General features: G+C 52.4%; 28 protein-coding genes. 9 read left to right on the forward strand and 19 right to left on the reverse strand.

Annotated elements, in window-relative coordinates:
* Positions 1 to 8: 8 nt before the first annotated feature.
* Together fucO and rhaM are read left to right on the forward strand one after the other, a co-directional pair.
* Positions 9 to 1,157 carry a lactaldehyde reductase gene (gene fucO / locus MY052_RS23695; protein WP_115073660.1) on the forward strand — a complete coding sequence of 383 codons (1,149 nt, stop codon included), beginning with the start codon at positions 9 to 11 and terminating at the stop codon, positions 1,155 to 1,157.
* Positions 1,154 to 1,468 carry an L-rhamnose mutarotase gene (gene rhaM / locus MY052_RS23700; RefSeq protein ID WP_035892333.1) on the forward strand — a complete coding sequence of 105 codons (315 nt, stop codon included), beginning with the start codon at positions 1,154 to 1,156 and terminating at the stop codon, positions 1,466 to 1,468. Before fucO ends, rhaM begins: the two co-directional genes overlap by 4 nt.
* 62 nt (positions 1,469 to 1,530) lie before the next feature.
* Here the strand turns inward: rhaM and MY052_RS23705 are convergent, their stop codons facing one another.
* Both MY052_RS23705 and MY052_RS23710 read right to left on the reverse strand, forming a co-directional pair.
* Positions 1,531 to 2,928, reverse strand: coding sequence for a carbohydrate porin (locus MY052_RS23705; RefSeq protein WP_248537964.1), 1,398 nt, complete (start codon positions 2,926 to 2,928; stop codon positions 1,531 to 1,533).
* A gap of 355 nt (positions 2,929 to 3,283) precedes the next feature.
* A complete protein-coding gene (locus MY052_RS23710) occupies positions 3,284 to 3,832 on the reverse strand; it encodes a helix-turn-helix domain-containing protein (protein ID WP_248537965.1) in 549 nt (182 codons plus the stop codon).
* A gap of 114 nt (positions 3,833 to 3,946) precedes the next feature.
* Between MY052_RS23710 and MY052_RS23715 the strand changes: the two genes are divergently transcribed.
* Together MY052_RS23715 and MY052_RS23720 are read left to right on the forward strand one after the other, a co-directional pair.
* Entirely contained in the window at positions 3,947 to 4,597 is a 651-nt protein-coding gene (locus tag MY052_RS23715) for an AzlC family ABC transporter permease (protein ID WP_115074394.1), read from the forward strand.
* A complete protein-coding gene (locus tag MY052_RS23720) occupies positions 4,597 to 4,920 on the forward strand; it encodes an AzlD domain-containing protein (RefSeq protein WP_035892330.1) in 324 nt (107 codons plus the stop codon). The genes MY052_RS23715 and MY052_RS23720 overlap by 1 nt, the downstream gene beginning before the upstream one ends.
* A gap of 62 nt (positions 4,921 to 4,982) precedes the next feature.
* On the opposite strand, the gene MY052_RS23725 is transcribed toward MY052_RS23720, so the two are convergent.
* From MY052_RS23725 to fdhD, 10 genes are all read right to left on the reverse strand, one after another.
* Positions 4,983 to 5,195 carry a YdgH/BhsA/McbA family protein gene (locus MY052_RS23725; protein ID WP_035892326.1) on the reverse strand — a complete coding sequence of 71 codons (213 nt, stop codon included), beginning with the start codon at positions 5,193 to 5,195 and terminating at the stop codon, positions 4,983 to 4,985.
* A 135-nt stretch (positions 5,196 to 5,330) separates the two neighbouring features.
* Positions 5,331 to 5,885, reverse strand: coding sequence for a P-loop nucleotide/nucleoside kinase family protein (locus MY052_RS23730; RefSeq protein WP_202216865.1), 555 nt, complete (start codon positions 5,883 to 5,885; stop codon positions 5,331 to 5,333).
* A complete protein-coding gene (locus MY052_RS23735) occupies positions 5,882 to 6,319 on the reverse strand; it encodes a PTS sugar transporter subunit IIA (protein ID WP_202216866.1) in 438 nt (145 codons plus the stop codon). The genes MY052_RS23730 and MY052_RS23735 overlap by 4 nt, the downstream gene beginning before the upstream one ends.
* A gap of 9 nt (positions 6,320 to 6,328) precedes the next feature.
* Entirely contained in the window at positions 6,329 to 6,598 is a 270-nt protein-coding gene (locus MY052_RS23740) for a hypothetical protein (protein ID WP_248537966.1), read from the reverse strand.
* A 59-nt stretch (positions 6,599 to 6,657) separates the two neighbouring features.
* Positions 6,658 to 7,500, reverse strand: a complete 843-nt coding sequence (locus tag MY052_RS23745; protein WP_248537967.1) for a class II fructose-bisphosphate aldolase — start codon at positions 7,498 to 7,500, stop codon at positions 6,658 to 6,660.
* Positions 7,487 to 8,854: a PTS sugar transporter subunit IIC gene (locus MY052_RS23750; protein WP_248537968.1), complete on the reverse strand. Its 1,368-nt coding sequence runs from the start codon at positions 8,852 to 8,854 to the stop codon at positions 7,487 to 7,489. Before MY052_RS23750 ends, MY052_RS23745 begins: the two co-directional genes overlap by 14 nt.
* Positions 8,847 to 9,161: a PTS sugar transporter subunit IIB gene (locus tag MY052_RS23755; protein WP_185668838.1), complete on the reverse strand. Its 315-nt coding sequence runs from the start codon at positions 9,159 to 9,161 to the stop codon at positions 8,847 to 8,849. Before MY052_RS23755 ends, MY052_RS23750 begins: the two co-directional genes overlap by 8 nt.
* Positions 9,162 to 9,172: 11 nt before the next feature.
* Positions 9,173 to 10,153 (reverse strand): 6-phosphofructokinase, encoded by a 981-nt coding sequence (locus tag MY052_RS23760; RefSeq protein ID WP_248537969.1) that lies wholly within the window; start codon positions 10,151 to 10,153, stop codon positions 9,173 to 9,175.
* A 388-nt stretch (positions 10,154 to 10,541) separates the two neighbouring features.
* The gene (locus tag MY052_RS23765; protein WP_035892326.1) at positions 10,542 to 10,754 is read right to left on the reverse strand and encodes a YdgH/BhsA/McbA family protein; all 213 of its coding nucleotides are present in this window, start codon (positions 10,752 to 10,754) and stop codon (positions 10,542 to 10,544) included.
* Positions 10,755 to 10,882: 128 nt separating this feature from the next.
* Positions 10,883 to 11,632: a formate dehydrogenase accessory sulfurtransferase FdhD gene (gene fdhD, locus MY052_RS23770; RefSeq protein WP_220182503.1), complete on the reverse strand. Its 750-nt coding sequence runs from the start codon at positions 11,630 to 11,632 to the stop codon at positions 10,883 to 10,885.
* Between the two features lie 501 nt (positions 11,633 to 12,133).
* Between fdhD and fdnG the strand changes: the two genes are divergently transcribed.
* From fdnG to fdhE, 4 genes are read left to right on the forward strand one after another with little or no spacing between them, the layout of a single operon-like run.
* Positions 12,134 to 15,184 (forward strand): formate dehydrogenase-N subunit alpha, encoded by a 3,051-nt coding sequence (gene fdnG / locus MY052_RS23775; RefSeq protein WP_202216871.1) that lies wholly within the window; start codon positions 12,134 to 12,136, stop codon positions 15,182 to 15,184.
* 12 nt (positions 15,185 to 15,196) lie between these two features.
* Positions 15,197 to 16,099 (forward strand): formate dehydrogenase subunit beta, encoded by a 903-nt coding sequence (fdxH, locus tag MY052_RS23780; RefSeq protein WP_035892321.1) that lies wholly within the window; start codon positions 15,197 to 15,199, stop codon positions 16,097 to 16,099.
* Entirely contained in the window at positions 16,096 to 16,731 is a 636-nt protein-coding gene (gene fdoI / locus MY052_RS23785; RefSeq protein WP_035892320.1) for a formate dehydrogenase cytochrome b556 subunit, read from the forward strand. Before fdxH ends, fdoI begins: the two co-directional genes overlap by 4 nt.
* Entirely contained in the window at positions 16,728 to 17,657 is a 930-nt protein-coding gene (gene fdhE, locus MY052_RS23790; RefSeq protein WP_035892319.1) for a formate dehydrogenase accessory protein FdhE, read from the forward strand. Before fdoI ends, fdhE begins: the two co-directional genes overlap by 4 nt.
* Positions 17,658 to 17,691: 34 nt before the next feature.
* Here the strand turns inward: fdhE and MY052_RS23795 are convergent, their stop codons facing one another.
* Both MY052_RS23795 and MY052_RS23800 read right to left on the reverse strand, forming a co-directional pair.
* Positions 17,692 to 18,063: a type II toxin-antitoxin system VapC family toxin gene (locus MY052_RS23795; protein ID WP_202216873.1), complete on the reverse strand. Its 372-nt coding sequence runs from the start codon at positions 18,061 to 18,063 to the stop codon at positions 17,692 to 17,694.
* Positions 18,060 to 18,308: a ribbon-helix-helix domain-containing protein gene (locus MY052_RS23800; protein WP_202216874.1), complete on the reverse strand. Its 249-nt coding sequence runs from the start codon at positions 18,306 to 18,308 to the stop codon at positions 18,060 to 18,062. Before MY052_RS23800 ends, MY052_RS23795 begins: the two co-directional genes overlap by 4 nt.
* Positions 18,309 to 18,512: 204 nt before the next feature.
* Here MY052_RS23800 and MY052_RS23805 point away from each other — a divergent pair, with 204 nt between their 5' ends.
* Positions 18,513 to 19,424 carry an alpha/beta hydrolase gene (locus MY052_RS23805; protein WP_248537970.1) on the forward strand — a complete coding sequence of 304 codons (912 nt, stop codon included), beginning with the start codon at positions 18,513 to 18,515 and terminating at the stop codon, positions 19,422 to 19,424.
* 23 nt (positions 19,425 to 19,447) lie between these two features.
* On the opposite strand, the gene fabY is transcribed toward MY052_RS23805, so the two are convergent.
* The 5 genes from fabY to typA form a co-directional block, all read right to left on the reverse strand.
* The gene (fabY, locus tag MY052_RS23810; RefSeq protein ID WP_185064490.1) at positions 19,448 to 20,389 is read right to left on the reverse strand and encodes a fatty acid biosynthesis protein FabY; all 942 of its coding nucleotides are present in this window, start codon (positions 20,387 to 20,389) and stop codon (positions 19,448 to 19,450) included.
* 44 nt (positions 20,390 to 20,433) lie between these two features.
* Positions 20,434 to 20,871, reverse strand: a complete 438-nt coding sequence (dtd, locus tag MY052_RS23815) for a D-aminoacyl-tRNA deacylase (RefSeq protein ID WP_035892312.1) — start codon at positions 20,869 to 20,871, stop codon at positions 20,434 to 20,436.
* Positions 20,868 to 21,734, reverse strand: a complete 867-nt coding sequence (locus MY052_RS23820) for a virulence factor BrkB family protein (RefSeq protein WP_035892311.1) — start codon at positions 21,732 to 21,734, stop codon at positions 20,868 to 20,870. The genes dtd and MY052_RS23820 overlap by 4 nt, the downstream gene beginning before the upstream one ends.
* On the reverse strand, positions 21,728 to 22,327 hold the full coding sequence (gene yihX, locus MY052_RS23825; RefSeq protein ID WP_248537971.1) for a glucose-1-phosphatase: 600 nt from the start codon (positions 22,325 to 22,327) through the stop codon (positions 21,728 to 21,730). The genes MY052_RS23820 and yihX overlap by 7 nt, the downstream gene beginning before the upstream one ends.
* Before the next feature lie 136 nt (positions 22,328 to 22,463).
* Positions 22,464 to 24,287: a ribosome-dependent GTPase TypA gene (typA, locus tag MY052_RS23830; RefSeq protein WP_035892308.1), complete on the reverse strand. Its 1,824-nt coding sequence runs from the start codon at positions 24,285 to 24,287 to the stop codon at positions 22,464 to 22,466.
* Positions 24,288 to 24,390 lie beyond the last annotated feature (103 nt).

Below are 24,390 nucleotides of genomic sequence, written 5' to 3' on the forward strand. Positions count from 1 at the left end.
GAAACACCATGAGTTTTATGTTAGCACTGCCAAAAATCAGCCTGCACGGCGCGGGCGCCATTGGTGATATGGTCAACCTGGTTGCCGGTAAGCAATGGGGAAAAGCGCTGATCGTCACCGACGGCCAACTGGTGAAAATGGGCCTGCTGGAGAGCCTGTTCACCGCGCTGGACGAGCATAAAATGTCTTATCACCTGTTCGATGAGGTTTTCCCGAACCCAACCGAAGAGCTGGTGCAAAAAGGCTTTGCCGCCTATCAGGCCGAAAACTGTGACTACATCATCGCCTTCGGCGGCGGCAGTCCAATCGACACGGCGAAAGCGATTAAGATCCTGACCGCCAACCCTGGTCCGTCAACCGCGTACTCTGGCGTCGGCAAAGTGCTGAATGCGGGCGTCCATCTGGTGGCGATCAATACCACCGCCGGTACTGCCGCAGAAATGACCAGCAACGCGGTGATCATCGATTCCGCGCGCCAGGTGAAAGAGGTGATTATCGATTCCAACATCATTCCTGACATCGCCGTTGACGATGCCAGCGTGATGCTCGATATTCCGGCTTCCGTCACAGCCGCCACCGGCATGGACGCGCTGACTCACGCGGTTGAAGCGTATGTCTCCGTCGGCGCACACCCGCTGACCGATGCCAACGCGCTCGAAGCCATTCGCCTTATTACTCTGTGGCTGCCGAAAGCCGTCGACGAGGGTCACAACCTGGAAGCTCGCGAGCAGATGGCATTTGGCCAGTATCTGGCGGGCATGGCGTTTAACAGCGCCGGTCTGGGATTAGTACACGCGCTGGCCCATCAGCCGGGTGCCACGCACAACCTGCCGCACGGCGTGTGTAATGCTATTCTGCTGCCAATCATCGAGAACTTTAACCGCCCGAACGCCGTAGCGCGCTTTGCTCGCGTGGCGCAGGCGATGGGCGTTGATACCCGCAACATGAGCGATGAAGTTGCGAGCATGGAGGCGATCGCCGCCATCCGTAAACTCAGCGCTCGCGTGGGCATTCCTGAAGGGTTCAGCAAACTCGGCGTGACCAAAGCTGATATCGAAGGCTGGCTGGATAAAGCGCTGGCCGACCCATGTGCGCCTTGCAACCCGCGTACCGCCAGCCGCGATGAAGTTCGCGAGCTGTACCTGGAGGCCTTATGATCCGTAAAGCCTTTGTGATGCAGGTGAACGCCAACGCACACGAAGAGTACCAACGCCGCCACAGCCCAATCTGGCCGGAGCTGGAAGCCGTGCTAAAAGCACACGGCGCTCACCATTACGCGATTTATCTCGATAAAGAACGTAACCTGCTGTTTGCAACCGTAGAGATTGAGTCCGAAGATCGCTGGAACGCGGTGGCGAACACCGAGGTGTGCCAGCGTTGGTGGAAGCACATGACCGACGTGATGCCGTCTAACCCGGATAACAGCCCGGTAAGCGCAGAATTGAAAGAAGTGTTTTATCTGGAATAAATAAACGGTTTGTATACCGTGCCATATAAAAAGGCCTCTGTATCCAGAGGCCTTTTTCATTTTTAGAAATAGTATTTGAAGCGGACGCGTGCGCCGTAGCGATCGTCATCAGAGGAGACTTTTTCATCACTCTGGATTTTAGAATAATAAGTCCCCAGATAAATATTAAAGTTCTCCATATTCATTACGTTTTTAATCCAATATGACGCATGGACTGTATGAATATCGTAAGTGCCTTCTTCCTGAATAATGCAGTTGTTATCACAGACTACACCCGCAAAATCGCTAATTTTATTGTGTGCGTAGATATAACCCACTTCAACATTTTTCCACCAGATATTAGTGGCCGCAGTAAAGTCATCTTCGTTAGTGGCGTCCAGATAGGCAGTGTTCAGGTTAAAGATAACGCCATTATCCGGGTCACCTTTAGTGGTATCCCAGGTCATGGTTAAACCATAGCCGGTACGGTCAGACTGATCGACAAACTCGCCTTTGCTGTTGGTATAACCGTAAGCGTTGTTCACCACGTTCGATTCCATTGCCGCGGAGAAAGAAAGCTCAGATGTTGGCTTCCAGTTCACAACCGGACGCAGATAGACGACGTTTTTATCCTGTTCCATCTTACGACCGTGATAGGTACGACCGTCTACATTCACGTTATCGCCGTCAGAAAAAAGAGTAGTACCGTCTTCAATCAGCGAGTTAAGTTCGAAGTACCAGTCATCTACCTGCTTACTCATCAGGAAGTTACCACCCGCATCGGAACGACCGCGGCCTTCTTTCATCATATAGATGTAACCCTGACCATCGGTATACAGATCATTCGCAGTATTCCCCGAATGCTCGACAAAGGTATCCTGATTCAGTGGGAACATGTCGAAAGCTTCGAAACGACCGACTTCCACTTTCCAGTCATTTTCCTGGCCGAAATTGAAGCGCGCATCATCAAGATTCATGGTGCCGTACATATCGGCCAACGGTTGTATAGAGAAGCCCGCGAACTGACCGTTACTCATCTTACGCATCCCATCAAAACCAATCAGGATACGACCGTCCATATCCCATGTTCCAATGGAGTGATCTTCATTAAGTTTGCTCAGCGTACCGCGGCGGCTTTCGCCATCCATATTGAATTCAACGTCACCGTAGATTTTGAGATCGCCATAGCCGCTCAAAACAAGGTTAGGTGTGGCCGCATTTTTCCTGGTTTCTTCAGCTCGCGTTTCACCGTTCACCGGCGTATTGCCCTGAGCAGCTTTAATTTCTTTAATTTCAGCGGCCTGCTGTACCTGCAAATCCTGGACTTTTTGCTCAGCCCGATCGGCCCGATTTTCTGCTGCTTCCAGACGGGATTCTAACTGTTCCAGTCGCTGCTCCAACGTCATTTTCGTTGTTTTAGCAAAACTAGTATTAGCCACTAATAATAATCCAATAGCGACAGCTAATGTCGTTTTCTTCATTATTCACTTTCCTTGAAATAAAGAATAACCTGGAAACCCCAAAAGAGATTTCATGCGCACTTATATAATAGTGATGAATGTTTTTATAATTCCCTTACCAGAATGAATACATTCTAAAGAGAAATTACATTTCTTAGCAGGCACACGAACACTAGCTAATAATTTTTAGCGCGTAAATAAGGGGAATGAAAAGATCGTGAGCGAGATAACATTGAGGGAAGATAAAATAATAATAGTAGGATGAACTATAAATCCAAAATATAAGATATATAAACAAATAAAAATTAAATATTATTTTGATGTTATGATTTTGAAAAATAGATGCAGAATTATATATATCTGCATCTATCCACTTTCAGTTCTGCTCCGCGACCAGAATCGCCAGCGTATCCGGCTCCAGCGCTTTAAAAAGATGTGGCTCATCAGCGGGATAGCAGATGTAATCGCCCGCATTCAGCTCTTCCGGCGCTGCGGTCAGGCCAACCAGTGCTCGGCCCTGCGTGACAATAATATGCTCAATTGAACCCGGCGGGTGCGGCTGCGAGATACGGTCTGCACCAGGCTGCGTCGTCAGCAGATAGATATCGCGGCGCGCGCCCGGTGGGCAGGTCGCGAGTAATGTGGCCTGATAGTTGGCCTGCTCGGCAATCACCTTCGTCCCCTCACCCCGGCGAATCACCTGGGTTTTGTTGGGCTGCGGCTCAAGCAGACGGGCAAAAGGAATATCCAGCGCGACACAAAGTGCCCATAAAGTTTCCAGGCTAGGGTTACCGTTCCCGGCCTCAAGCTGCGAAAGCGTTGATTTGGCAATACCGGCGCGACGGGCGATTTCGGCCAGAGATAATCCGGTTCTTGCGCGCTCACGCACCAGGCTTTGAGCAATCACGCTGATTGGCTGTGTCATACACAACTCCATCGTTTTATTTATCGAACGAAACGTTCATCTTGAACTACCACACTGATTCGTTCATTATAATGGATATATCGTTCGATATGGTAAAATTCGATGTCATTAAAAATGTTCTCCTGTCTGAAAGGCAGCACAATTAAGGCCGTCTTTCTTGTTTGTCTCGCTGTCGGCGTAGTCGGCGTCTCTTATGGTTCGCTAGCAATGGCGTACGGCTTCCCGCTGTGGGTACCGCTGCTGCTCTCGGTCTCCGTCCTCGCGGGGGCGTCAGAATTTATGTTTATCGGCATTGTTGCCAGCGGCGGAAACCCGTTGGCCGCGGCGGCGGCGGGTCTGTTAGTCAACGCTCGTCATATTCCTTTTGGCGTGACGGTGCGTGACCTGGTGGGCAAACGCGCCGCCAGTTTTATTGGCTGCCATATCATGAACGACGAAAGCGTGGTCTTTGGCTTATCGCAACCCACCCCTGAACAGCGCAAAGCCGCTTTCTGGCTCTGTGGTCTTGGCGTCGCACTCTTCTGGCCGCTCGGAGCACTTTTTGGCGCAGCAGTCGGGAGATTATTGCCCGCACCAGAAACCATCGGGCTGGATGCCGTATTCCCGGCCATTCTGCTGGCGCTGGTGATCCCGGCCTTTAAAAATCGCACCACGCTTATCCGCGCCTGCAGCGGCGCGGCGCTATCGCTTGCCGCCGTACCGTTCGCGCCGGTTGGGCTGCCGGTTCTGCTCTCACTGTTTGGTCTGCTGGCGAGGAAAAAATAATGGGTAACATGACGCTGTTTATCGCCGGAATCGCCATTCTTTCCGTGGGGACCTATCTGATGCGTCTTGGCGGCGCGAAGCTGGGTAATCGCCTGGCCTTTTCCGAGCGCTCGCAGGCGCTACTTTCCGATGCCGCCACGGTGCTGCTCTTTTCCGTTGCGCTGGCGACTACGTTTTATGAGGGGGAGCATTTCTCCGGTGCGGCGCGCGTGCTGGGGGTAGGTTTTGCGGTATTTCTGGCCTGGCGCAAAGCGCCGCTTATCGTCGTGATTATTGCTGCTGCGGTAGTTACCGCACTGCTGCGTCTGGCAGGTATCAACTAATCCGGCCTACTGCTAAAACGAAAAAAGCGCCCCTGGGGCGCTCTTTCTACAGTTGCTTAAGCTTATTTGTTCAGTTCAGCGGTCATGTGCACGCGGTTACCGGAATAAGCCTGGGTAATTTTGTAGGAGCTTGCACCAGCCTGTTCAGCCTGAGCTGCAATTTTCGCTTCTGCACCGTCAATGGTAGAGGCGGTTGCGGTCACGGTCTGAGCTGCGAAAGTACCGAAAGAAGCGGCAAGAGCGATAACTGCGACAAAAGTTTTGATGCTTTTCATGATATAAACCCTTTAAGTTGATTGTTTGTGTAAGGCGTGTTGCCTTGATGTGATAAATAATAGTCCTCACATCGTTCAACTAAAAGCGGAAGGATTTGTTGTCATCATTCAAATAAATTGATTAATATTACGGCGCTATCGCACCTGTGCATCAATCCAGTCGCAGACCTCTCCAATATCGGGCTGCACCTGTTGATCGACACAGTACACGGCCCCCAGACGCATGGGCTCGGCTCGCTCGGCCAGCAGCGCCAGTTCAGGTAGATACTCTTCTCCTGGATGACCCGGCAAGCGCTGCGCTAACCGCTGCGCGTAGCGTGCTACCGCGACCTCAGGAGGGATCTGGTTCCAGACTTCGATAACCCGCCCAACCCCGGCGTCCTGGGCTAATCGCTGCAGCATCTCTTTAGGCTGGAAACCAAACCAGGCATCAATTACCCAGACACAGCCCGCCGGAGACTGTCCCACAATCGACCAGATAGCCTCGTAGGCAGCGCAGCCGAGCTGGCGGTTGAAGGGGCGGTCGATATCGGTAAAGCGCGCCATAAAGGGCTCTTTGATTCCGTCGATTGTCAGCAGCGGCAGGCCAAAAGTCTGAGAAAGCTGCCGGGCAATGGTGCTCTTGCCAGAGGCGGGTATGCCGTTCACCAGAATGACAGTTTTACAGTTTGCCGTAAGATCTCTTTTCATAGCAGCGCCACGACCTCCTCTTTCGAGTTCGCCGCACGCAGTTTGGCCATGCGCTCATCGTTATCAAGCAGCGAGATAATGGCGCGGATCCCCTCTTCAATATGCGCATTACTGTCCTGCGCGCCGAACATAATGACAATATCAGCGGCTTCACTTTCGGCAAACCGGATCGGTTTTTCTAACAGTACCAGGCTAAAACAGTTCCGCTTCACGCCGCACTCAGGGCGCGCATGTGGAATGGCAACCCCTTCGTCAAACACGTAATACGCGCCGTGGTTCAGGGTGTTCTCAATAACGGCCTGGCCGTAATTAGCCGAGATATAGCCGTTTTCAATCAGCGGCGTGGCCGCTAGCTGGATCACCTTCTGCCAGTCTGACTCAGTGACACCAACCTGAATCGCATCGGCTTCGATGAGTAGCTCTTTTATCGTCATACCTACTCCCTAAATATTACGGCGAATAATGTTGCGTAATTCATCGATACGAATAAACAGTGCGTCAATTTCCTGTCGATGCGTCTTACTTTTGGCGTATACCGACAACGCTCGGTTATAAATCAACATTAATGCTTTCTGTATTTCACCATCACTCGGGTTACCCTGTAATTCACCTTCTAATCGGGATATTTCAGCCGACAGCAGAAGCGACTGCTCATCATAATCTTCCGATGAAGTATTTTGTTTTTTCCACAACGTTTTCAATGAGTCAAACATAGCGAATCCCCTCCCTGATGAATAACAGGGTAACGAAATATCGAGTAATAAAGAGATGTTTATTTAAATAAAGCGATCTTTTCCATTAATACATGAGTGACAGCATTATTTGCTGGAATTAAAAACTTCCGCACGCTGTCATTTACTTTGCCTTTTTCAAAGGCGGTTTTGCATTGATCAACCCACTGCACATTCATTTCTGTGCCGACGTTGACTTTGTTAATTCCCTCAGTCACCGCCAGGCGCATATCCTCGTCACTCACGCCAGTGCCACCATGCAACACCAAAGGTACGCCGGTAGCCGCGCTAATCTCCTTAAGCCGCTGGTGCTGTATTTTCGCCTTGCCAGTATACAGCCCATGCACCGTCCCGACGGAAACCGCCAGCATATCGACCCGAGTTTCATCGACGAAGCGTTTGGCATCCTCTACCGTGGTGAAACAGATATCCTCTACCGCAACGGCTTTGCCGTCTTCGGAACCACCAATGGCACCCAGTTCACCTTCCACGGTAATATTGCGTGGGCGCGCCATTTCAACCACTATGCGCGTGTTACCGATATTTTCCTCCAGGTTGAGATGGGAACCGTCATACATAACCGACGAGAACCCGGCGTTCATTGCCGTTTCAATAGCGCTGATGTCTGAGCAGTGATCCAGATGCAGGCAGGTTGGCACATTTTCACTTTCTGCCAGCGAGCTAACCGCATCGACTAATAAACGATAACCTAGATATTCCGCCGTTCCAGTGGAGATTTGGATCATTAGCGGGCTATTACTCTGCTGTGCGGCTTTGAAAAAAGCGGGCAGCATTTCAATACAGTGCAAATTAAACGATCCGATAGCTTTAAAATTTCTCTGCTGGGCAATTTTAAGAATATCGTTGAAGTTATACAGACTCATGAATGTTTTCCCCTTTCGGCTTAGCTGATTTACCGTTTACAAACCATGCCAGTGCGGCGACAAAGACAATAAACAACGCGACAAATAACCAGTTATTCTGGAAGGCATGTCCTAATACCAGCCCTGAACTAATCACATCCGAATCGCTGAACGTCACGCCGGTAAAGCCGTAACTTTCAAGCATCGGCACCAGGATGGCGGGCAGGAAGGTGATAAACAGTCCGTGCACCACTCCGCCGATCATCGCCCCGCGACGACCTCCCAGCGCATTGCCGAATACGCCCGCCGTGCCGCCCGCAAAAAAGTTAGTGAGCAGGCCGGGCAGAATCATCGCCAGACCGAACATCGGGAAGACCAGCATGCCGATGATCGAACCGACAGTGGTCGCCATGAAGCCGACAATCACTGCGTTAGGCGCATAAGGGAACAGCACCGGGCAATCCAGCGCCGGCTTGGCGTCGGGGACGATGCGCATCGCAATACCGCGAAACGCTGGCACCAGTTCATTGAGCAGCAGGCGCACACCGCTATAGAGAACAAAGACCCCAGCCACAAATTGAATGGACTGCATAAAGGCGTACATCAGGTAGTTAATCCCGTTAGAAAACTGGCCGATATACGCCGGGCCTGCCGCCAATGCCGGGATGAGGTACATCGGTACCATCACCACCGCCATGGCGAGATAGGTGTCCTGCAGAAACTTGAAGTTATCCGGTAATTCAAGATCTTCCGTAGAGCGAGAGCCTTTGCCGACCACTTTTGCGACCGCCGCCTGCACCAGGTAACCAATGGTGCAGAAGTGCCCCAACGCGACATCATCCGAGCCGGTGATACGCCGAACCACCGGTTGTGCCAGCGCGGGCATCAGTACCGCCATTACGCCACCGAAGATCCCACCGGTTAAAATCAGCGGCAGCCCCGTCAGCCCGGCTTTATAGCCGATAACTGCGCCAATAGTCGCCATCCACAGCAGCGCCTGGCCGGTCAGGAAGATATATTTCAGCGGCGTCAGACGAGCGATGATGATGTTGACGGCAAAAATCACCAGCAGGGTCAGCGCCACTTCAGATCCCAACTCACGGTTGGCCAAACCGGCAATCGCCGCGACATCGGTAATGTAGCCCTTCATACCAAAGCCCTGAGTGAAGATGTCATTCAGAAACGTCAGCGTAGCCACAATGATGTTGATACCCGCCATCATGATTAAAAAACCGAGCAGGGTTTTAAACGTGCCCTCAGCCGTCTTGCCCGGTGATTTTTTCTGTAGGATAAGCCCCAGCATCGCAATAAAGGCAATGAGTATTGAAGCCTGCCCGAGCAAATCTTTGACGATAAACTCAACGACGCTATTCATAGTCGGCTACCTGTAAATTACGTTCATTTAAAAACGCGACAATCTTTTGTTCGATCTCATCTTTGTCCGTCAGTTTATTTAATATCACCACGCGTTTTATCTCTTCTTCGCTGGCATCGGCTGTCAGAATATCGGCAAAGGTTTTTTGCGTCAGAATCATGTCAGATTTAAATGCCCCGGCCTCAGAAACCGTGGTGTGTTCAATATGTGCCGGAATTTCCAGCTTCTTTAAAACGGCCTTGGCGGTCATTTCAATAGCAAAGCTTGAGCCGAGGCCGCAGCCACATACGCAGAGAATTTTCAGCATGTAGGGTCTCCTCAAATTATATTGAGTTGTTTGGCAAGTTTATAATAATGTCCGTCGGTATCAACCAGACGTTTTTTCATACTGGCTAAATCAATCGGAATAGGTTTATTGCTTGAATTAATAATAACAGCTTTATTTTTCATACCAGATTGAATACAGCGAACCACTTCATTCGCCATAATTGTACCCTGATAAATTTCCTCACATGTTGGGTCGCCACTGCGTAAACCGTACCCAATAATAGTTTTACGAATACGGACGCCAATACGCGGTTCAAGTTGTTTTATCATGGTATCTATTGCGCCCTGAAAGCCTGGAGAGTACTCTCGTGTGTAACCTTCCGAACACAGAATGACGACACTATTTTGGCTAGCCAGTTTTTGCTTAACGCGCTTAGCAAGAGCGTCCAGAGGGATCTGCGCTTCTGGGATCAGCGCTATATCGGCGTTTGATTTTATCGCCGATTGCAGCGTTAGCTCACCGCAATATCCCCCCAGAATCTCTGCCATAAAAACACGACCAGGAAGTGCCCTACCGGTATTTCTTAGGCGCGATACTTCTTTGATAATTTGCTCACAGGCGGTAGAAAAACCAATTGTGTAGTCGCTGCCATAAACATCATTGTCGATCGTCATACCCACGCCAAAGCAGTTAATATCAAATTCGCTGAGCGTATTCAGGAATTGCAGGCTACCATCACCTCCAGCCATAATCAGCACATCAATACGTAGCGACTTTATTTTTCTCGCGATGGTTTCGTACTCACTTCTCTGTAAATTTCGTGCCGTACGTCCGGATGTAATAATAGGAATAGAGGAAATGGAAAAATCTACTAAATCTGACCATGAGACCTCTCGGTGATCTTTATCTAATAAACCCGGTATGCCGCCGTTAAATAGTGTGATCTGTGCACAGGCGAGTCTCGCGACCTGGAAAATAAAATTATTTATTCCGGAGACATCTCCGCCGCTAATGACAATACCGATTTTCATCTTCTGCCCTCACCTGTTTCCGTGAAAGCATTTTTCCCTGACTTCAAGACCTCTATTTGCAACGAAGATCACATAATTGCGATAATTAAAGCCAGACCTAATATTGACACATAATAAAAACCGGTGTTTTTTGTGATTTAAATCTCATTTTTAAAATGAGATCAAAGCGACATTTATTAGTTAAAAACTTTAATTATCAGGAAGTTATTTTATGGATTAATACCCATAAATAAAAAAATGGTTTTTAGAGTTGATGGCGCTTTTATGAGAGCGCAAAAATGTGAACATCGACACATATTTTTATCTTAAGAAGGGAGCGATGCGTGGGGATCTATGGCAGAAACAAAAAAAGCGCCTCAAGGGCGCTCTTTCGACAGGTGCTTATCGCTTATTTGTTCAGTTCAGCGGTCATGTGCACGCGGTTACCGGAATAAGCCTGGGTAATTTTGTAGGAGCTTGCACCAGCCTGTTCAGCCTGAGCTGCAATTTTCGCTTCTGCACCGTCAATGGTAGAGGCAGTTGCGGTCACGGTCTGAGCAGCGAAGGTACCGAAAGAAGCGGCAAGAGCGATAACTGCGACAAAAGTTTTGATGCTTTTCATGATGTAAACCCTTTCACTTGGTTGTTTGGGTAAGGCGTGTTGCCTTGATGTGATAAATAATAGTCCTCACATCGTTCAACGAAAAGCGGAAGGATTTGTTGTCATCATTCAAATTAATTGAATATTAATTACTCACCGATAAGACGCTGTGGATGCGTGTAGATTGTCGCTCTGCCCGGCTTACAAAAACCCACCAGCGTCAGGTTGCAGCGTTCGGCAACTTCTACCGCCAGCGTGGTGGCTGCGGAAACCGCAAACAAAATCTCGACGCCGCACATGGCTGATTTCTGCACCATCTCGTAGCTGGCACGGCTGGAAACCAGCGCTGCGCCCAACTGCCAGCGCGACCCTTCCTGCGCACGATGGCCCAGCAGTTTATCCAGCGCCACATGGCGACCCACGTCTTCATGCCCGCCCACCAGCTCACCCGATGGCATAACCCAGGCTGCCGCGTGGGTACAACCCGTCTCACGGCCAACGGGCTGAACATCGTTTAAATGCCTTAACGCATGATCGAGGTAAGCCAGATCAAAGGTCTGGCTGAAAGGCAGAGGCTGGATAGGTTTGCCAATATCGTTGAGCTGCTCGACGCCGCAAACGCCACACCCGGTTCGCCCGGCAAGCGCACGACGGCGCTCTTTCAGCCCCATAAAGCGACGGCTGGAGAGCTCAATTCTGACTTCCATGCCGTTGCAGGCCGGCACAACGTCCATCCCGAATATTTCACGCGGATGTTCAATGATGCCTTCAGACAGGGAAAAACCTATGGCAAAGGCTTCGAGGTCTTTCGGCGTCGCCATCATGACGACGTGAGAAATGCCGTTGTAGACCAGCGCAACGGGAACTTCTTCAGCGAGAATATCCTGTGTGGGTTGCATAATCTTTGGCCTTCTGAAGACAGCACGCTCGGCTGCACCAATCAGCTGCAACGAGGGTTCGACTTCATCTTTAAAATTAAACACGGCAAATACTCTGAACGACATCGAAATAAGGGGCATCTATTCCATCACAACTGGAGGGAATTGAGGCTTATTATGGATCAAGTTGTGGTGCAATAACGCACAATACGCATTTTTCGCGGCATTCTGCTACAAAACGACTGATTAAACCAGAGGTACTACCTTATGGTTATCTTCGCTAATCACGCGCGAAATCAGCGCGATATGCAGGGTTAAATGTGATAAATATCACGATTCAATGTTAACCCCGGCAAAATCCATTCACCTGTTGTTAACCGCGTTAGAACAAGCCTACCGATATTGTGGTATTCTGAACCAAAGCCCTCCAGGAACTGAGGGCATCGCAGTATTCAGAATCTTCGTCTGACTACGACGAAGAACAATTACAAGCAATGACAATGTCGAAACAAGGAGCTAACCATGCAGGTCAGCAGAAGGCAGTTCTTTAAGATCTGCGCTGGCGGTATGGCAGGAACCACGGCAGCCGCACTGGGCTTTGCCCCAGGCATCGCACTCGCGGAAACACGGCAGTATAAATTGCTGCGCACCCGTGAGACCCGTAACACCTGCACTTACTGCTCTGTCGGTTGTGGGCTTTTAATGTATAGCCTCGGCGACGGCGCAAAAAACGCGAAAGCCTCAATTTTCCACATCGAAGGGGACCCGGATCACCCGGTCAACCGCGGCGCGCTGTGCCCGAAAGGCGCAGGTCTGGTGGACTTTATCCACTCTGAAAGCCGTCTGAAATACCCTGAATACCGCGCACCTGGCTCCAATAAATGGCAGCAAATCAGCTGGGACGAAGCGTTTGACCGCATCGCTAAACTGATGAAGGCCGACCGTGACGCCAACTTTATTGAGAAAAACGAAGCAGGTACCACCGTTAACCGTTGGTTGACCACCGGGATGCTGTGCGCCTCTGCTTCCAGTAACGAAACCGGCTTCTTAACCCAGAAATTCACCCGCGCGCTCGGTATGCTCGCGGTCGACAACCAAGCGCGTGTCTGACACGGACCAACGGTAGCAAGTCTTGCTCCAACATTTGGTCGCGGTGCGATGACCAACCACTGGGTTGACATTAAGAACGCCAATCTCATCGTTGTGATGGGTGGGAACGCGGCAGAAGCGCATCCGGTGGGGTTCCGCTGGGCGATGGAAGCCAAGATCCATAATGGCGCGAAGCTGATTGTTATCGATCCCCGCTTTACGCGTACCGCGTCAGTGGCGGATTTCTACGCCCCTATTCGCTCCGGCACCGACATTACCTTCCTGTCGGGCGTGATGCTGTACCTGTTGAATAACGAAAAATTCAACCGCGAGTACACCGAGGCCTACACCAACGCTAGCCTGATCGTGCGCGAAGACTTTAGCTTCGACGACGGCCTGTTCAGCGGCTATGACCCGGAAGCCCGTAAGTACGATAAAACCTCGTGGAACTACGAGCTGGACGAGAACGGTCACGCCAAACGCGATACCACCCTCAGCCATCCTCGCTGCGTCTGGAATCTGCTGAAACAGCACATTTCCCGCTACACGCCGGACGTGGTTGAGCAGATTTGCGGTACGCCAAAAGCCGACTTCCTGAAAGTCTGTGAGTACATTGCAGAAACCAGCGCCCACGATAAAACCGCCTCGTTCCTGTATGCACTGGGCTGGACGCAGCACTCCATCGGTTCGCAGAACATCCGTACCATGGCGATGATTCAGCTGCTGCTCGGCAACATGGGCATGGCAGGCGGCGGCGTGAACGCCCTGCGCGGTCACTCTAACATCCAGGGTCTGACCGACCTCGGCCTGCTGTCGACGAGCCTGCCTGGCTATATGACGCTGCCAAGCGAGAAACAGGCTGACCTGCAAACCTATCTAACCGCCAACACGCCTAAACCGCTGCTGGATGGTCAGGTGAACTACTGGGGCAACTACCCGAAATTCTTCGTCTCGATGATGAAGACCTTCTACGGCGATAAAGCGACGGCGGAAAATAGCTGGGGCTTTGATTGGCTGCCGAAGTGGGACAAAGGGTATGACGTCCTGCAGTATTTCGAGATGATGAACGAGGGCAAGGTCAACGGCTATCTGTGCCAGGGCTTTAACCCGGTTGCGTCATTCCCGAACAAAAACAAAACGGTCGCGGCGCTTTCTAAACTGAAGTTCCTCGTCACCATTGACCCACTCAACACTGAAACGGCGACCTTCTGGCAAAACCACGGCGAGTCAAACGATGTTGACCCGTCGAAAATCCAGACTGAAGTCTTCCGCCTGCCATCCACCTGCTTCGCCGAAGAGAACGGTTCTATCGTTAACTCCGGTCGCTGGCTGCAGTGGCACTGGAAAGGCGCGGACGCCCCAGGGGATGCCGTCACCGACGGTGAGATCCTGGCCGGTATCTTCTTACGCCTGCGTAAGATGTACGCCGAAGAGGGCGGCCCGGTACCTGAAGCGGTGCTGAACATGAGCTGGAACTACTCAACGCCGGATGAACCAGCGTCTGAGGAAGTGGCGATGGAGAACAACGGTAAGGCGCTGGCCGATATTATCGACCCGGCAACCGGCGCGGTTATCGTGAAAAAAGGCCAACAGCTGAGCTCGTTCGCCCAACTGCGCGATGACGGTACCACCGCCAGCGGCTGCTGGATCTTCGCCGGTAGCTGGACGCCGGACGGCAACCAGATGGCGCGTCGTGATAACGCCGATCCATCCGGCCTTGGCAACACGCTGGGCTGGGCCTGGGCATGGCCGCTGAACCGTCGCATCCTGTATAACCGTGCTTCCGCAGACCCGCAGGGGAACCCGTGGGATCCAAAACGCCAGCTCATCAAGTGGGACGGCGCGAAATGGGGCGGCGTGGATATTCCGGACTACAGCACCGCGGCACCGGGCAGCAACGTCGGGCCGTTTATCATGCAGCCGGAAGGGATGGGTCGCCTGTTCGCCCTCGATAAGATGGCAGAAGGTCCGTTCCCGGAACACTACGAGCCGTTTGAAACGCCGCTGGGCACTAACCCACTGCACCCGAACGTCATCTCGAACCCTGCCGCCCGTATCTTTAAAGGCGATAGGGAAGCGTTGGGTAAAGCGGACAAGTTCCCGTACGTCGGTACCACCTACCGTCTGACCGAGCACTTCCACTACTGGACCAAACATGCGCTGCTTAACGCCATCGCACAGCCGGAACAGTTCGTGGAGATTGGTGAGAAGCTGGCCGATAAGCTCGGCATCGGCCACGGCGATACCGTGAAGGTCTCCTCCAACCGCGGCTATATCAAAGCCAAGGCGGTGGTGACCAAACGTATCCGCACGCTGAAAGTTGACGGTAAGGATATCGATACCATCGGTATTCCAATCCACTGGGGCTATGAAGGCGTGGCGAAGAAAGGGTTTATTGCGAACACCTTAACTCCGTCCGTTGGCGATGCGAACTCGCAGACGCCGGAATTCAAGTCCTTCCTGGTGAACGTGGAAAAGGTGTAACGGAGACGACCTATGGCTTATCAATCGCAGGACATTATCCGTCGTTCCGCCACTAACGGTTTCACTCCCGCGCCTCGCGCGCGGGATCACCAGGAAGAGGTGGCGAAGCTTATCGACGTGACCACCTGTATCGGCTGTAAAGCCTGTCAGGTGGCCTGTTCAGAGTGGAACGATATCCGTGACGAGATTGGCAGCAACGTCGGGGTGTATGACAACCCGGCAGATTTGACCGCCAAATCCTGGACGGTGATGCGTTTCTCGGAAGTGGAACAGAACGACAAACTGGAGTGGCTCATCCGTAAGGATGGCTGTATGCACTGCGCCGACCCGGGCTGCCTGAAAGCATGCCCGTCAGAAGGGGCTATCATTCAGTATGCCAACGGCATCGTCGACTTCCAGTCCGAGCAGTGTATTGGCTGTGGCTACTGTATCGCTGGCTGCCCGTTCAACGTGCCGCGACTTAACCCGGAAGACAACCGCGTGTACAAATGTACGCTGTGCGTTGACCGCGTGAACGTTGGGCAAGAACCGGCATGCGTGAAAACGTGCCCAACCGGCGCTATCCACTTTGGTTCCAAAGAGGATATGAAAGTGCTGGCGGGCGAGCGCGTGGCCGAACTGAAAACCCGTGGTTACGACAATGCGGGCCTGTACGATCCGGCAGGCGTTGGCGGTACGCACGTGATGTACGTGCTGCACCATGCCGACAAACCGAATCTGTACCACGGTCTGCCGGAGAACCCGGAAATCAGCGCTACCGTGAAGTTCTGGAAAGGCGTCTGGAAACCGCTAGCCGCTATCGGCTTTGCTGCTACGTTCGCCGCGAGCATCTTCCACTACGTTGGGGTCGGTCCGAACCGTGCGGAAGAGGAAGAAGACAATCTGGATGAGAAAGACGATGAGGTGCGCAAATGAAAAAACGTGACACCATCGTGCGCTACACGGCGCCGGAACGCATCAACCACTGGGTCACCGCCTTCTGCTTCATGCTGGCGGCGATAAGCGGGCTGGGATTTTTCTTCCCATCCTTCAACTGGCTGATGCAAATCATGGGGACTCCGCAGCTGGCGCGTATTCTGCACCCGTTTGTCGGCGTCATCATGTTTGCCTCGTTTATCATCATGTTTTTCCGCTACTGGCACCACAATCTAATCAATCGGGATGATATCTTTTGGGCGAAGAATATTCGTAAGATCGTCGTCAACGAGGAAGTAGGTGACACCGGGCGTTATAACTTCGGCCAGAAATGCGTATTCTGGGCGGCGATTATCTTCCTGGTGCTGCTGCTGGTGAGCGGTGTGGTTATCTGGCGTCCGTACTTTGCGCCTGCTTTCTCAATCCCGGTGATCCGATTTGCGCTAATGCTGCATTCATTTGCCGCAGTAGCGTTAATTGTGGTTATCATGGTGCATATCTACGCCGCCCTTTGGGTGAAAGGCACCATTACCGCGATGGTGGAGGGATGGGTTACCAAAACGTGGGCGAAGAAACATCACCCGCGCTGGTACCGTGAAGTCCGCCAGAAACAGGAAAAGTCATCTGAATGAGTATTCGCATAATCCCGCAAGATGAGCTGGGTTCGAGCGAGAAACGTACGGCGGAAGTCATTCCGCCGTTGTTGTTCCCCAGACTCAAGAACCTCTATAACCGCCGCGCCGAACGTCTGCGCGAGCTGGCAGAGAATAATCCGCTGGGCGATTACCTGCGCTTTGCTGCGCTGATTGCCCATGCTCAGGAAGTGGTGCTCTACGACCACCCGCTGAAAATGGATCTTACCGCACGCATCAAAGAAGCGAATGACCAGGGCAAACCGCCGCTGGATATTCACGTTTTGCCGCGCGACAAGCACTGGCACACGCTACTGCACTCGATGATTGCCGAGCTGAAGCCAGAGATGAGCGGCCCGGCGCTGGCGGTTATCGAGAACCTGGAGAAAGCCTCCGAGCAAGAGCTGGAGCTGATGGCGAGCGCGCTGTTTGCCTCTGACTTTGCTTCCGTGAGCAGCGATAAAGCGCCGTTTATCTGGGCTGCACTGTCGCTCTACTGGGCACAAATGGCCAGCCTGATTCCAGGCAAGGCCCGTGCGGAATACGGTGAGCAACGCCAGTTCTGCCCGGTATGCGGCTCAATGCCAGTTTCAAGCATGGTGCAAATCGGCACCACTCAGGGTCTGCGTTACCTGCACTGCAACCTGTGTGAAACCGAATGGCACGTGGTGCGCGTGAAATGCAGCAACTGCGAGCAAAGCCGCGACCTGCACTATTGGTCACTGGATAACGAGCAGGCAGCCATCAAAGCCGAAAGCTGCGGCGACTGCGGCACTTACCTGAAGATTCTGTATCAGGAAAAAGACCCAAAAGTCGAAGCGGTTGCCGACGACCTGGCCTCACTGGTACTGGACGCGCGAATGGAGCAAGAAGGGTTCGCCCGCAGCTCTATTAACCCGTTCCTGTTCCCGGGAGAAGGGGAGTAATTTCCGCGTTAAACCGGGCTATTTTTGGCCCGGTTTACAGCGCGTAGGGTAAAATCACGCCCGGAAGCCCCGCAAAATCCTTTGTGTTACGCGTCACCAGTTCCCGGCGATGAACATGCGCCGTGGCCAGAATAATGGCATCGGGCAACTTCATGCCGTACTCCTGCCGCAGATTCACACTCTGCTCAGCAATTTCTTCTGTTACACCAATAATTTCGAATGCGCTCAAGGCAATTCGCGTTCGCTGCTCCTGATGAAAGCGCTTTGCGCCTATCATGACCTCCATCCAGGTGATCAGGCTTATCGCATGTTGCGGAGGGTAGGAATCCATCGCCCGCTTCGCCTCCATCCGCCCGCTGAAGAGATCGATTAAAATATTGGTATCAAAAAGAACGGGTCTTTTCATCGCGGCCACTCTTCCCGAAGTTTTCTTTCATACTCAACGCTATCTTCTTCACACCCTTGCCAGATGCCAAGCGCGCCAGAAATAGTGAGCTCAGCCTGACTCTGCTTTTCAAGATATTGCTCAACGGCTTCACGCAGCAGTTCCGCACGAGGCAGATTTCGCTGCTGTTTAAGTATGTCGAGGCGCTTAATCACCTCGTCCGACAAATCGAGAAGTATTCTGCCCATGTCCCTTTCCACCATCATGCTCATATATGCCTCAAGTATATCATCCATGCTCAATAAGCGAACAAGATACACGCATTTTAAATGTGGTTATAGGCTGAAATGAAGAAATCGTTCGTTTTTGCGAGCCGCTATCCACAATCACTATCCCACCCAATTTCCCGTTTCCATTCGCGATAAACCAGGCTATAAGCTGTATGTTTATACAGCGAAAAGGACATCATCATGGCATTGGAAAACGGTATTGCGCGGCTAGTTGCTGAGTTTATTGCGGCCGGTCGCCCTTCTTCACGTGAGCAGAATATTGATGACCGGAGAAAGGGGTATATTGCCAGCACGGCGCTGGCAGGCGAGAAAGAGATTCGCGTCAAATCAGAAGATATCGTGCTGGAAGGGATGACATTTCGCGTCATTTCGCCGCTAAATTCAGCATCATCACTCCCCTGCATTCTCTACTTTCATGGCGGCTGTTTTGTCAGCGGTGGGTTTATCACGCACGACAACCAGCTACGGCAGCTAGCCTGGCACAGTGGATGCCGGGTGATTGCGGTGCAGTATCGTCTGGCACCAGAACACACTTTCCCCGCCGCTCACGATGACGCCGAGCGTGGCGCGAACCTGGTTTATAAATATGCTCAGCAGCTTGGTATCGACCGCAAGCATATCACGCTCGCTGGCGATAGCGCTGGCGGCCATCTGGCACTGGTCACCGCGCTACGCCTGAAAGCCAACGCGGCATGGACACCGTCAAAACTTATGCTGATTTACCCGATGCTCGACGCTACCGCCAGCTTTGCCAGCTACATCAGCAATGGGCAGGACTACATTATTACTCGCGATACGCTACTTTCAGGTTTTGAGATGTATCTGCAGGGAAACGATCCACTGCACCAGGAAGCTAGCCCACTCTGGCGCGACGATTTTAACGGCCTTCCGCCGGTGCATATCATTACCGCCGAATACGATCCGCTCCGCGATGAAGGTGAGGCGCTCTATGAACGGCTAACCCGACAGGGCGTAACCTGCACCTGCCAGCGCTATCATGGCGTTATTCACGGATTTTTCCAGCTTGGCGGCGTGAGCCAGGCGGCGCGGGATGCAATGGAGGATGTGGCCCGCAGGGTGGCAGGCCACTGAAGATAGCGAGGCTGGGAGATACCCTACTCCTCTTCGTTACCGCCCTCTTCGTACGAACCGAATGGCTTCGCAGGCAGCACGATATAGGTCCCCTCGAACACCACACCGGGGGTGTCATCGCCGAACAGCTCAACTTGCATCTGCACGCGAGCTTTGCGTCCTCGGGCCAGTCGGTCCAGGTCGCCGCTAAGCGAGCCGAGGTCTGCAATGGCGGTCGGTTTACCGGCGATAGGTTTTCGGTAGCGGATATGGGCATCGGCCAGAATAATGGTGCCGCCCAGGTGGCGCTCACGCAGCATCAGCCAGATAAGCCCCCAGCCGGTGAGCGTTGCCAGCGAAAAGAGGCTGCCGGCAAACAGCGTATGGTGCGGGTTCTGGTTGCCAGTTTCTGGCATGGTGGTAATGAATTTCTGCCCGGTGTACTGCTGGATGCGCACGCCCATCTTCTCGCTGAGCGGAATATGATCGTACCAGGCCTGCTGTAGCTGTGCACACCAGTCGCCGCGGTGCAGAATATCGTCCAGCGAGGCAACGGGTTTAATCATCAGGAAATGGCGAACGGGGGTGGTCTGCGGGGTAGTAATCTCCCCTTCGTTCTTGAATCCTAGCTTGGAAAAGAACGGCACGGCATCTTCACGTGCGCTACAGGTGACGCGTTTAACCCCTTCCTGACGCGCAACGGACTCCAGGGTCATCGCAATAAGCGTTCCCAGGCCTTTATCCTGAACGTCAGGGTGTACCGCCATAAAACGGATAGACGCTTCATTATCCGCGTTGATGTATAGCCGCCCTACGGCGACCAGCTTTCCCAGCTCATCAACCACCATCTGATGGTGCGCCATGGCATCCCAGGCATCACGCTCGGAACCTTTTGGCTGATGCAGGGGTTTACGCAGCATTTCCCAGCGGAACTGGTAATACTGCTCTAACTCTTCTTCAGTCTGCGGTACTCGGAGATGGTACATAATGGCACTCTCTTTTGTCGCCCACGTCCTAACGGGAAGCGTGGTCATACTTGTAACCAGAACGTCACGGGGCCGTCATTGACCAGCGACACCTGCATATCCGCTGCGAATCGTCCTGTTTGCGTGTTCATGTCCTGTTGGCGACAGCGTTGTACAAAATAGTCATAGAGCGCTTCGGCGCGATCTGGCGCGGCACCTTTTGAGAAGCTCGGGCGCATACCGCGTTCGGTGTCAGCCGCTAGCGTAAACTGCGACACCACCAGCACGCTGCCGCCAGCCTGCTGCACGTTCAGGTTCATCTTACCGTCTTCATCGCTGAAGATGCGGTAGCCCAGCACGCGCTCACACAGACGGTTTGCCTTCTGCTCATCGTCGTCTTTCTCTACGCCCAGTAACACCAGCAGCCCCAGGCCAATTTCTCCCGTCACTTCGTCCGCGACGCTAACGCTCGCACGGGTGACTCGCTGAATTAATGCAATCATGATTCTTCGGCTTCTTGTTGTTCTGTTTTCAATTTTCGGTATTCACCGAGAGTGACAGTTATTTCAGCACCTAGCAAGACGATACACCAGGTCCAGTAGACCCAGACAAACAAAATGGGGATCACCGCCAGTACGCCGTAAATCAACTGATAGGACGGGAATGCAGTGATGTAGAGGGAGAACGCTTTCTTACCCAATTCATGCAGCAGCGCAGCAACCAGCGCGCCAATCACCGCATCACGGTTCGGTACCTGAGTCGTGGGCACAATGCTGTAGAGCAGCCAGAACGACAGCCACGAAAGCAGCAGCGGGAAGACGCGCAGCACGTTATCAATCACGCCGTGCAGCTCGCTGGCCCAGCGTAATGAAAGTAAATAGGAGCTGATTGCGAGGCTAACACCGGCTAACAGCGGCCCCAGAGTCAGGATCATCCAGTAGACGGCAAACGAGTACACCTTTGGGCGTACACGTTTACTCCGCCAGATGGTATTCAAGGCGCTGTCGATAGAGTACATCAGCAGCAGCGCGGTAATAATCAGGCCACAGGCGCCAAAGGCAGTCATCCTGTTGGAGTTGGCAACAAACTGCTCGATATAACGCTGAATAATATCGCCGGTTGCGGGCAGGAAGTTAGCGAACACAAAGTGGCGAATCTGCAGGCTGACTTCCGAAAACATGGGAAATGCCGCGAACAGGGCAAAAATCACCGCCACCAGCGGCACAAGGGAAAGCAACGACACGTAGGCCAGGTTACCCGCCAGTGTCGTCATGTTGTCTTCTTCGATACGCCGCCAGAGGAATTTGCTCCACACCACCAGCGGCCGGGTATGATGAATCACTTTTTGATGAACGGTTTTTAACATAACGACTTCATAAAGTAGTCGGGTAGGGTTTCTCTCCCGGTCACCAGTACGCTGGTGATCCCCAACTGGTTAGCGCCCTCTATATTATCGGCGTTATCGTCAAAAAAGACCGCATCGGCGGCAGAAAAACCTTCAGATTCCAGTACGCGCTGGTAAATCCGCGCCTCCGGTTTACGCATTCCCATCTCCTGGGAAAGATAAACGTGGTCGGCGGCGGCGTAGATTTCCGGGTATTCGCCCGGCCAGAAAGTGGTGTGAAGCGCGTTAGTATTAGACAGCACCACCACACGATGCCCCTGCTCGCGCAGCGTTTTCATGATGTCGATGACTTCGGGGCGAAGGGCCACAAAAACCGCCTGCCAGCCGTGGGCAAACTGCTCGTAGCTGAGCGGTAGCTCCATGTCATGGCACATGGCTTTCGCAAACTCTTCATCCGATATTTCACCGCGTTCGTGCTGATGAAATACCTCTCCCATGGTGAAACTTTGCTTTAGCCGGGCCAGCGGCACGCGGGCGAGATCGCTCCACGTTCCCAGAACACGGTTGAAATCAATGTCGACAATCACATTACCTAAATCAAAGATATAGAGCATTTTTGCCTCCGTTCACGCCGTGGAAATTTCACTCTAGCGGGAAAGGCGAACTTTGACCATGAACAAACGCTCTCTATTTCAAAAAGAAAAACCCCGCCATATAGGCGGGGTTTCAGGTCACGACAAAAGAGAGAAATTAATCTTCTTTCGGACCACGCATAGCGCGTTTACGGTCGTTTTCAGTCAGGTGACGTTTACGGATACGGATAGAGGTTGGGGTAACTTCTACCAGTTCGTCGTCATCGATGAACTCCAGAGCTTGTTCCAGAGTCATTTTCTGAGCTGGGACAAGAGTCGTAGCTTCATCAGTACCGGAAGCACGCATGTTGGTCAGTTTCTTACCGGTCAGGCAGTTTACAGTCAGGTCGTTAGAACGGCTGTGAATACCGATGATCTGGCCTTCGTAAACTTCTGCGCCGTGGCCCAGGAACAGCTTACCGCGGTCCTGCAGGCTGAACAGTGCGAACGCAACCGCTTTACCCTGACCGTTGGAGATCAGTACGCCGTTCTGACGCTGGCCAACTTCACCCGGACGAACGTCGTCGTAGTGGCTGAAGGTGGAGTACAGCAGACCGGTACCGGAGGTCATGGTCATGAATTCTGAACGGAAGCCGATCAGACCACGGCTTGGGATCACGTAGTCGAGACGTACGCGGCCTTTTCCGTCTGGATTCATGTTTTTCAGGTCGCCTTTACGCTCACCCAGTGCCTGCATGACAGAACCCTGGTGCTGCTCTTCGACGTCCAGCGTTACGTTTTCGAATGGCTCTTGTTTACGACCATCGATTTCGCGGAAGATTACTTTCGGACGGGAAACCGCCATTTCGAAACCTTCACGACGCATGTTTTCAATCAGAACGGACAAGTGCAGCTCACCACGGCCAGAAACGCGGAATGCGTCTGCATCCGGAGTTTCTTCAACGCGCAGCGCAACGTTGTGAACCAGCTCTTTCTTCAGGCGATCCAGGATCTGACGAGAAGTAACGTATTTACCTTCTTTACCGCAGAACGGAGAGGTGTTGACGTTAAAGAACATGGTTACGGTTGGTTCATCTACGGACAGCGCTGGCAGCGCTTCAACATTCTGCGGGTCGCAGATGGTGTCGGAGATGTTCAGCTCGCCCAGACCGGTGATCGCGATGATGTCGCCAGCTTCAGCCAGGTCGCTATCGATACGCTCCAGACCCAGGTGAGTCAGCACTTTACCGACTTTACCGTTACGGGTTTTGCCTTCGCTATCAATGATAGTGATCTGCTGGTTTGGCTTCACTTTACCGCGTTTGATACGGCCGATACCGATAACACCAACGTAGTTGTTGTAGTCCAGCTGGGAGATTTGCATCTGCAGCGGGCCATCCAGGTCTACGTCTGGAGCCGGTACACGATCAACGATGGTCTGATACAGCGGGGTCATGTCTTCCGCCATATTTTCGTGATCCAGACCTGCGATACCGTTCAGCGCGGAAGCGTAAACGATAGGGAAGTCCAGCTGTTCGTCGGTCGCGTCGAGGTTAACGAACAGGTCGAATACCTGGTCAACAACCCAATCAGGACGCGCGCCTGGACGGTCAACTTTGTTGATAACAACAATTGGCTTCAGACCATGAGCAAATGCTTTTTTGGTCACGAAGCGCGTCTGCGGCATCGGGCCATCCATTGCATCAACTACCAGCAGCACAGAGTCAACCATGGACATGACGCGCTCAACTTCACCACCGAAGTCGGCGTGCCCTGGGGTATCAACGATGTTGATACGGTAATCATTCCATTTGATTGCGGTGTTTTTCGCGAGGATGGTAATCCCACGCTCTTTCTCCAAATCGTTGGAGTCCATCACACGTTCTTGAGTTTCAGCACGTGCATCAAACGTACCGGATTGCTGCAGCAGCTTATCAACCAGGGTAGTTTTACCATGGTCAACGTGCGCGATGATGGCGATGTTACGCAAATTTTCGATCACAACTTTGCCTCGGGCATTAGAAATAGCGCGTTATTGTACACGGATTAATCGCACTACAAAACAGGATCACAGAGATCCTCCGCAAACAAGTATTGCAGAGTTT

It is taken from the genome of Kluyvera ascorbata, from assembly GCF_023195735.1.
GTDB lineage: Bacteria > Pseudomonadota > Gammaproteobacteria > Enterobacterales > Enterobacteriaceae > Kluyvera > Kluyvera ascorbata.

Excerpts from the sequence above, each read along its gene's own strand:
- fucO (WP_115073660.1), top strand. The coding sequence starts at position 9 with ATGAGTTTTATGTTAGCACTGCCAAAAATCAGCCTGCACGGCGCGGGC.
- rhaM (WP_035892333.1), top strand. The coding sequence starts at position 1,154 with ATGATCCGTAAAGCCTTTGTGATGCAGGTGAACGCCAACGCACACGAA.
- MY052_RS23705 (WP_248537964.1), bottom strand. The coding sequence starts at position 2,928 with ATGAAGAAAACGACATTAGCTGTCGCTATTGGATTATTATTAGTGGCT.
- MY052_RS23710 (WP_248537965.1), bottom strand. The coding sequence starts at position 3,832 with ATGACACAGCCAATCAGCGTGATTGCTCAAAGCCTGGTGCGTGAGCGC.
- MY052_RS23715 (WP_115074394.1), top strand. The coding sequence starts at position 3,947 with ATGTTCTCCTGTCTGAAAGGCAGCACAATTAAGGCCGTCTTTCTTGTT.
- MY052_RS23720 (WP_035892330.1), top strand. The coding sequence starts at position 4,597 with ATGGGTAACATGACGCTGTTTATCGCCGGAATCGCCATTCTTTCCGTG.
- MY052_RS23725 (WP_035892326.1), bottom strand. The coding sequence starts at position 5,195 with ATGAAAAGCATCAAAACTTTTGTCGCAGTTATCGCTCTTGCCGCTTCT.
- MY052_RS23730 (WP_202216865.1), bottom strand. The coding sequence starts at position 5,885 with ATGAAAAGAGATCTTACGGCAAACTGTAAAACTGTCATTCTGGTGAAC.
- MY052_RS23735 (WP_202216866.1), bottom strand. The coding sequence starts at position 6,319 with ATGACGATAAAAGAGCTACTCATCGAAGCCGATGCGATTCAGGTTGGT.
- MY052_RS23740 (WP_248537966.1), bottom strand. The coding sequence starts at position 6,598 with ATGTTTGACTCATTGAAAACGTTGTGGAAAAAACAAAATACTTCATCG.
- MY052_RS23745 (WP_248537967.1), bottom strand. The coding sequence starts at position 7,500 with ATGAGTCTGTATAACTTCAACGATATTCTTAAAATTGCCCAGCAGAGA.
- MY052_RS23750 (WP_248537968.1), bottom strand. The coding sequence starts at position 8,854 with ATGAATAGCGTCGTTGAGTTTATCGTCAAAGATTTGCTCGGGCAGGCT.
- MY052_RS23755 (WP_185668838.1), bottom strand. The coding sequence starts at position 9,161 with ATGCTGAAAATTCTCTGCGTATGTGGCTGCGGCCTCGGCTCAAGCTTT.
- MY052_RS23760 (WP_248537969.1), bottom strand. The coding sequence starts at position 10,153 with ATGAAAATCGGTATTGTCATTAGCGGCGGAGATGTCTCCGGAATAAAT.
- MY052_RS23765 (WP_035892326.1), bottom strand. The coding sequence starts at position 10,754 with ATGAAAAGCATCAAAACTTTTGTCGCAGTTATCGCTCTTGCCGCTTCT.
- fdhD (WP_220182503.1), bottom strand. The coding sequence starts at position 11,632 with ATGCAACCCACACAGGATATTCTCGCTGAAGAAGTTCCCGTTGCGCTG.
- fdxH (WP_035892321.1), top strand. The coding sequence starts at position 15,197 with ATGGCTTATCAATCGCAGGACATTATCCGTCGTTCCGCCACTAACGGT.
- fdoI (WP_035892320.1), top strand. The coding sequence starts at position 16,096 with ATGAAAAAACGTGACACCATCGTGCGCTACACGGCGCCGGAACGCATC.
- fdhE (WP_035892319.1), top strand. The coding sequence starts at position 16,728 with ATGAGTATTCGCATAATCCCGCAAGATGAGCTGGGTTCGAGCGAGAAA.
- MY052_RS23795 (WP_202216873.1), bottom strand. The coding sequence starts at position 18,063 with ATGAAAAGACCCGTTCTTTTTGATACCAATATTTTAATCGATCTCTTC.
- MY052_RS23800 (WP_202216874.1), bottom strand. The coding sequence starts at position 18,308 with ATGATGGTGGAAAGGGACATGGGCAGAATACTTCTCGATTTGTCGGAC.
- MY052_RS23805 (WP_248537970.1), top strand. The coding sequence starts at position 18,513 with ATGGCATTGGAAAACGGTATTGCGCGGCTAGTTGCTGAGTTTATTGCG.
- fabY (WP_185064490.1), bottom strand. The coding sequence starts at position 20,389 with ATGTACCATCTCCGAGTACCGCAGACTGAAGAAGAGTTAGAGCAGTAT.
- dtd (WP_035892312.1), bottom strand. The coding sequence starts at position 20,871 with ATGATTGCATTAATTCAGCGAGTCACCCGTGCGAGCGTTAGCGTCGCG.
- MY052_RS23820 (WP_035892311.1), bottom strand. The coding sequence starts at position 21,734 with ATGTTAAAAACCGTTCATCAAAAAGTGATTCATCATACCCGGCCGCTG.
- yihX (WP_248537971.1), bottom strand. The coding sequence starts at position 22,327 with ATGCTCTATATCTTTGATTTAGGTAATGTGATTGTCGACATTGATTTC.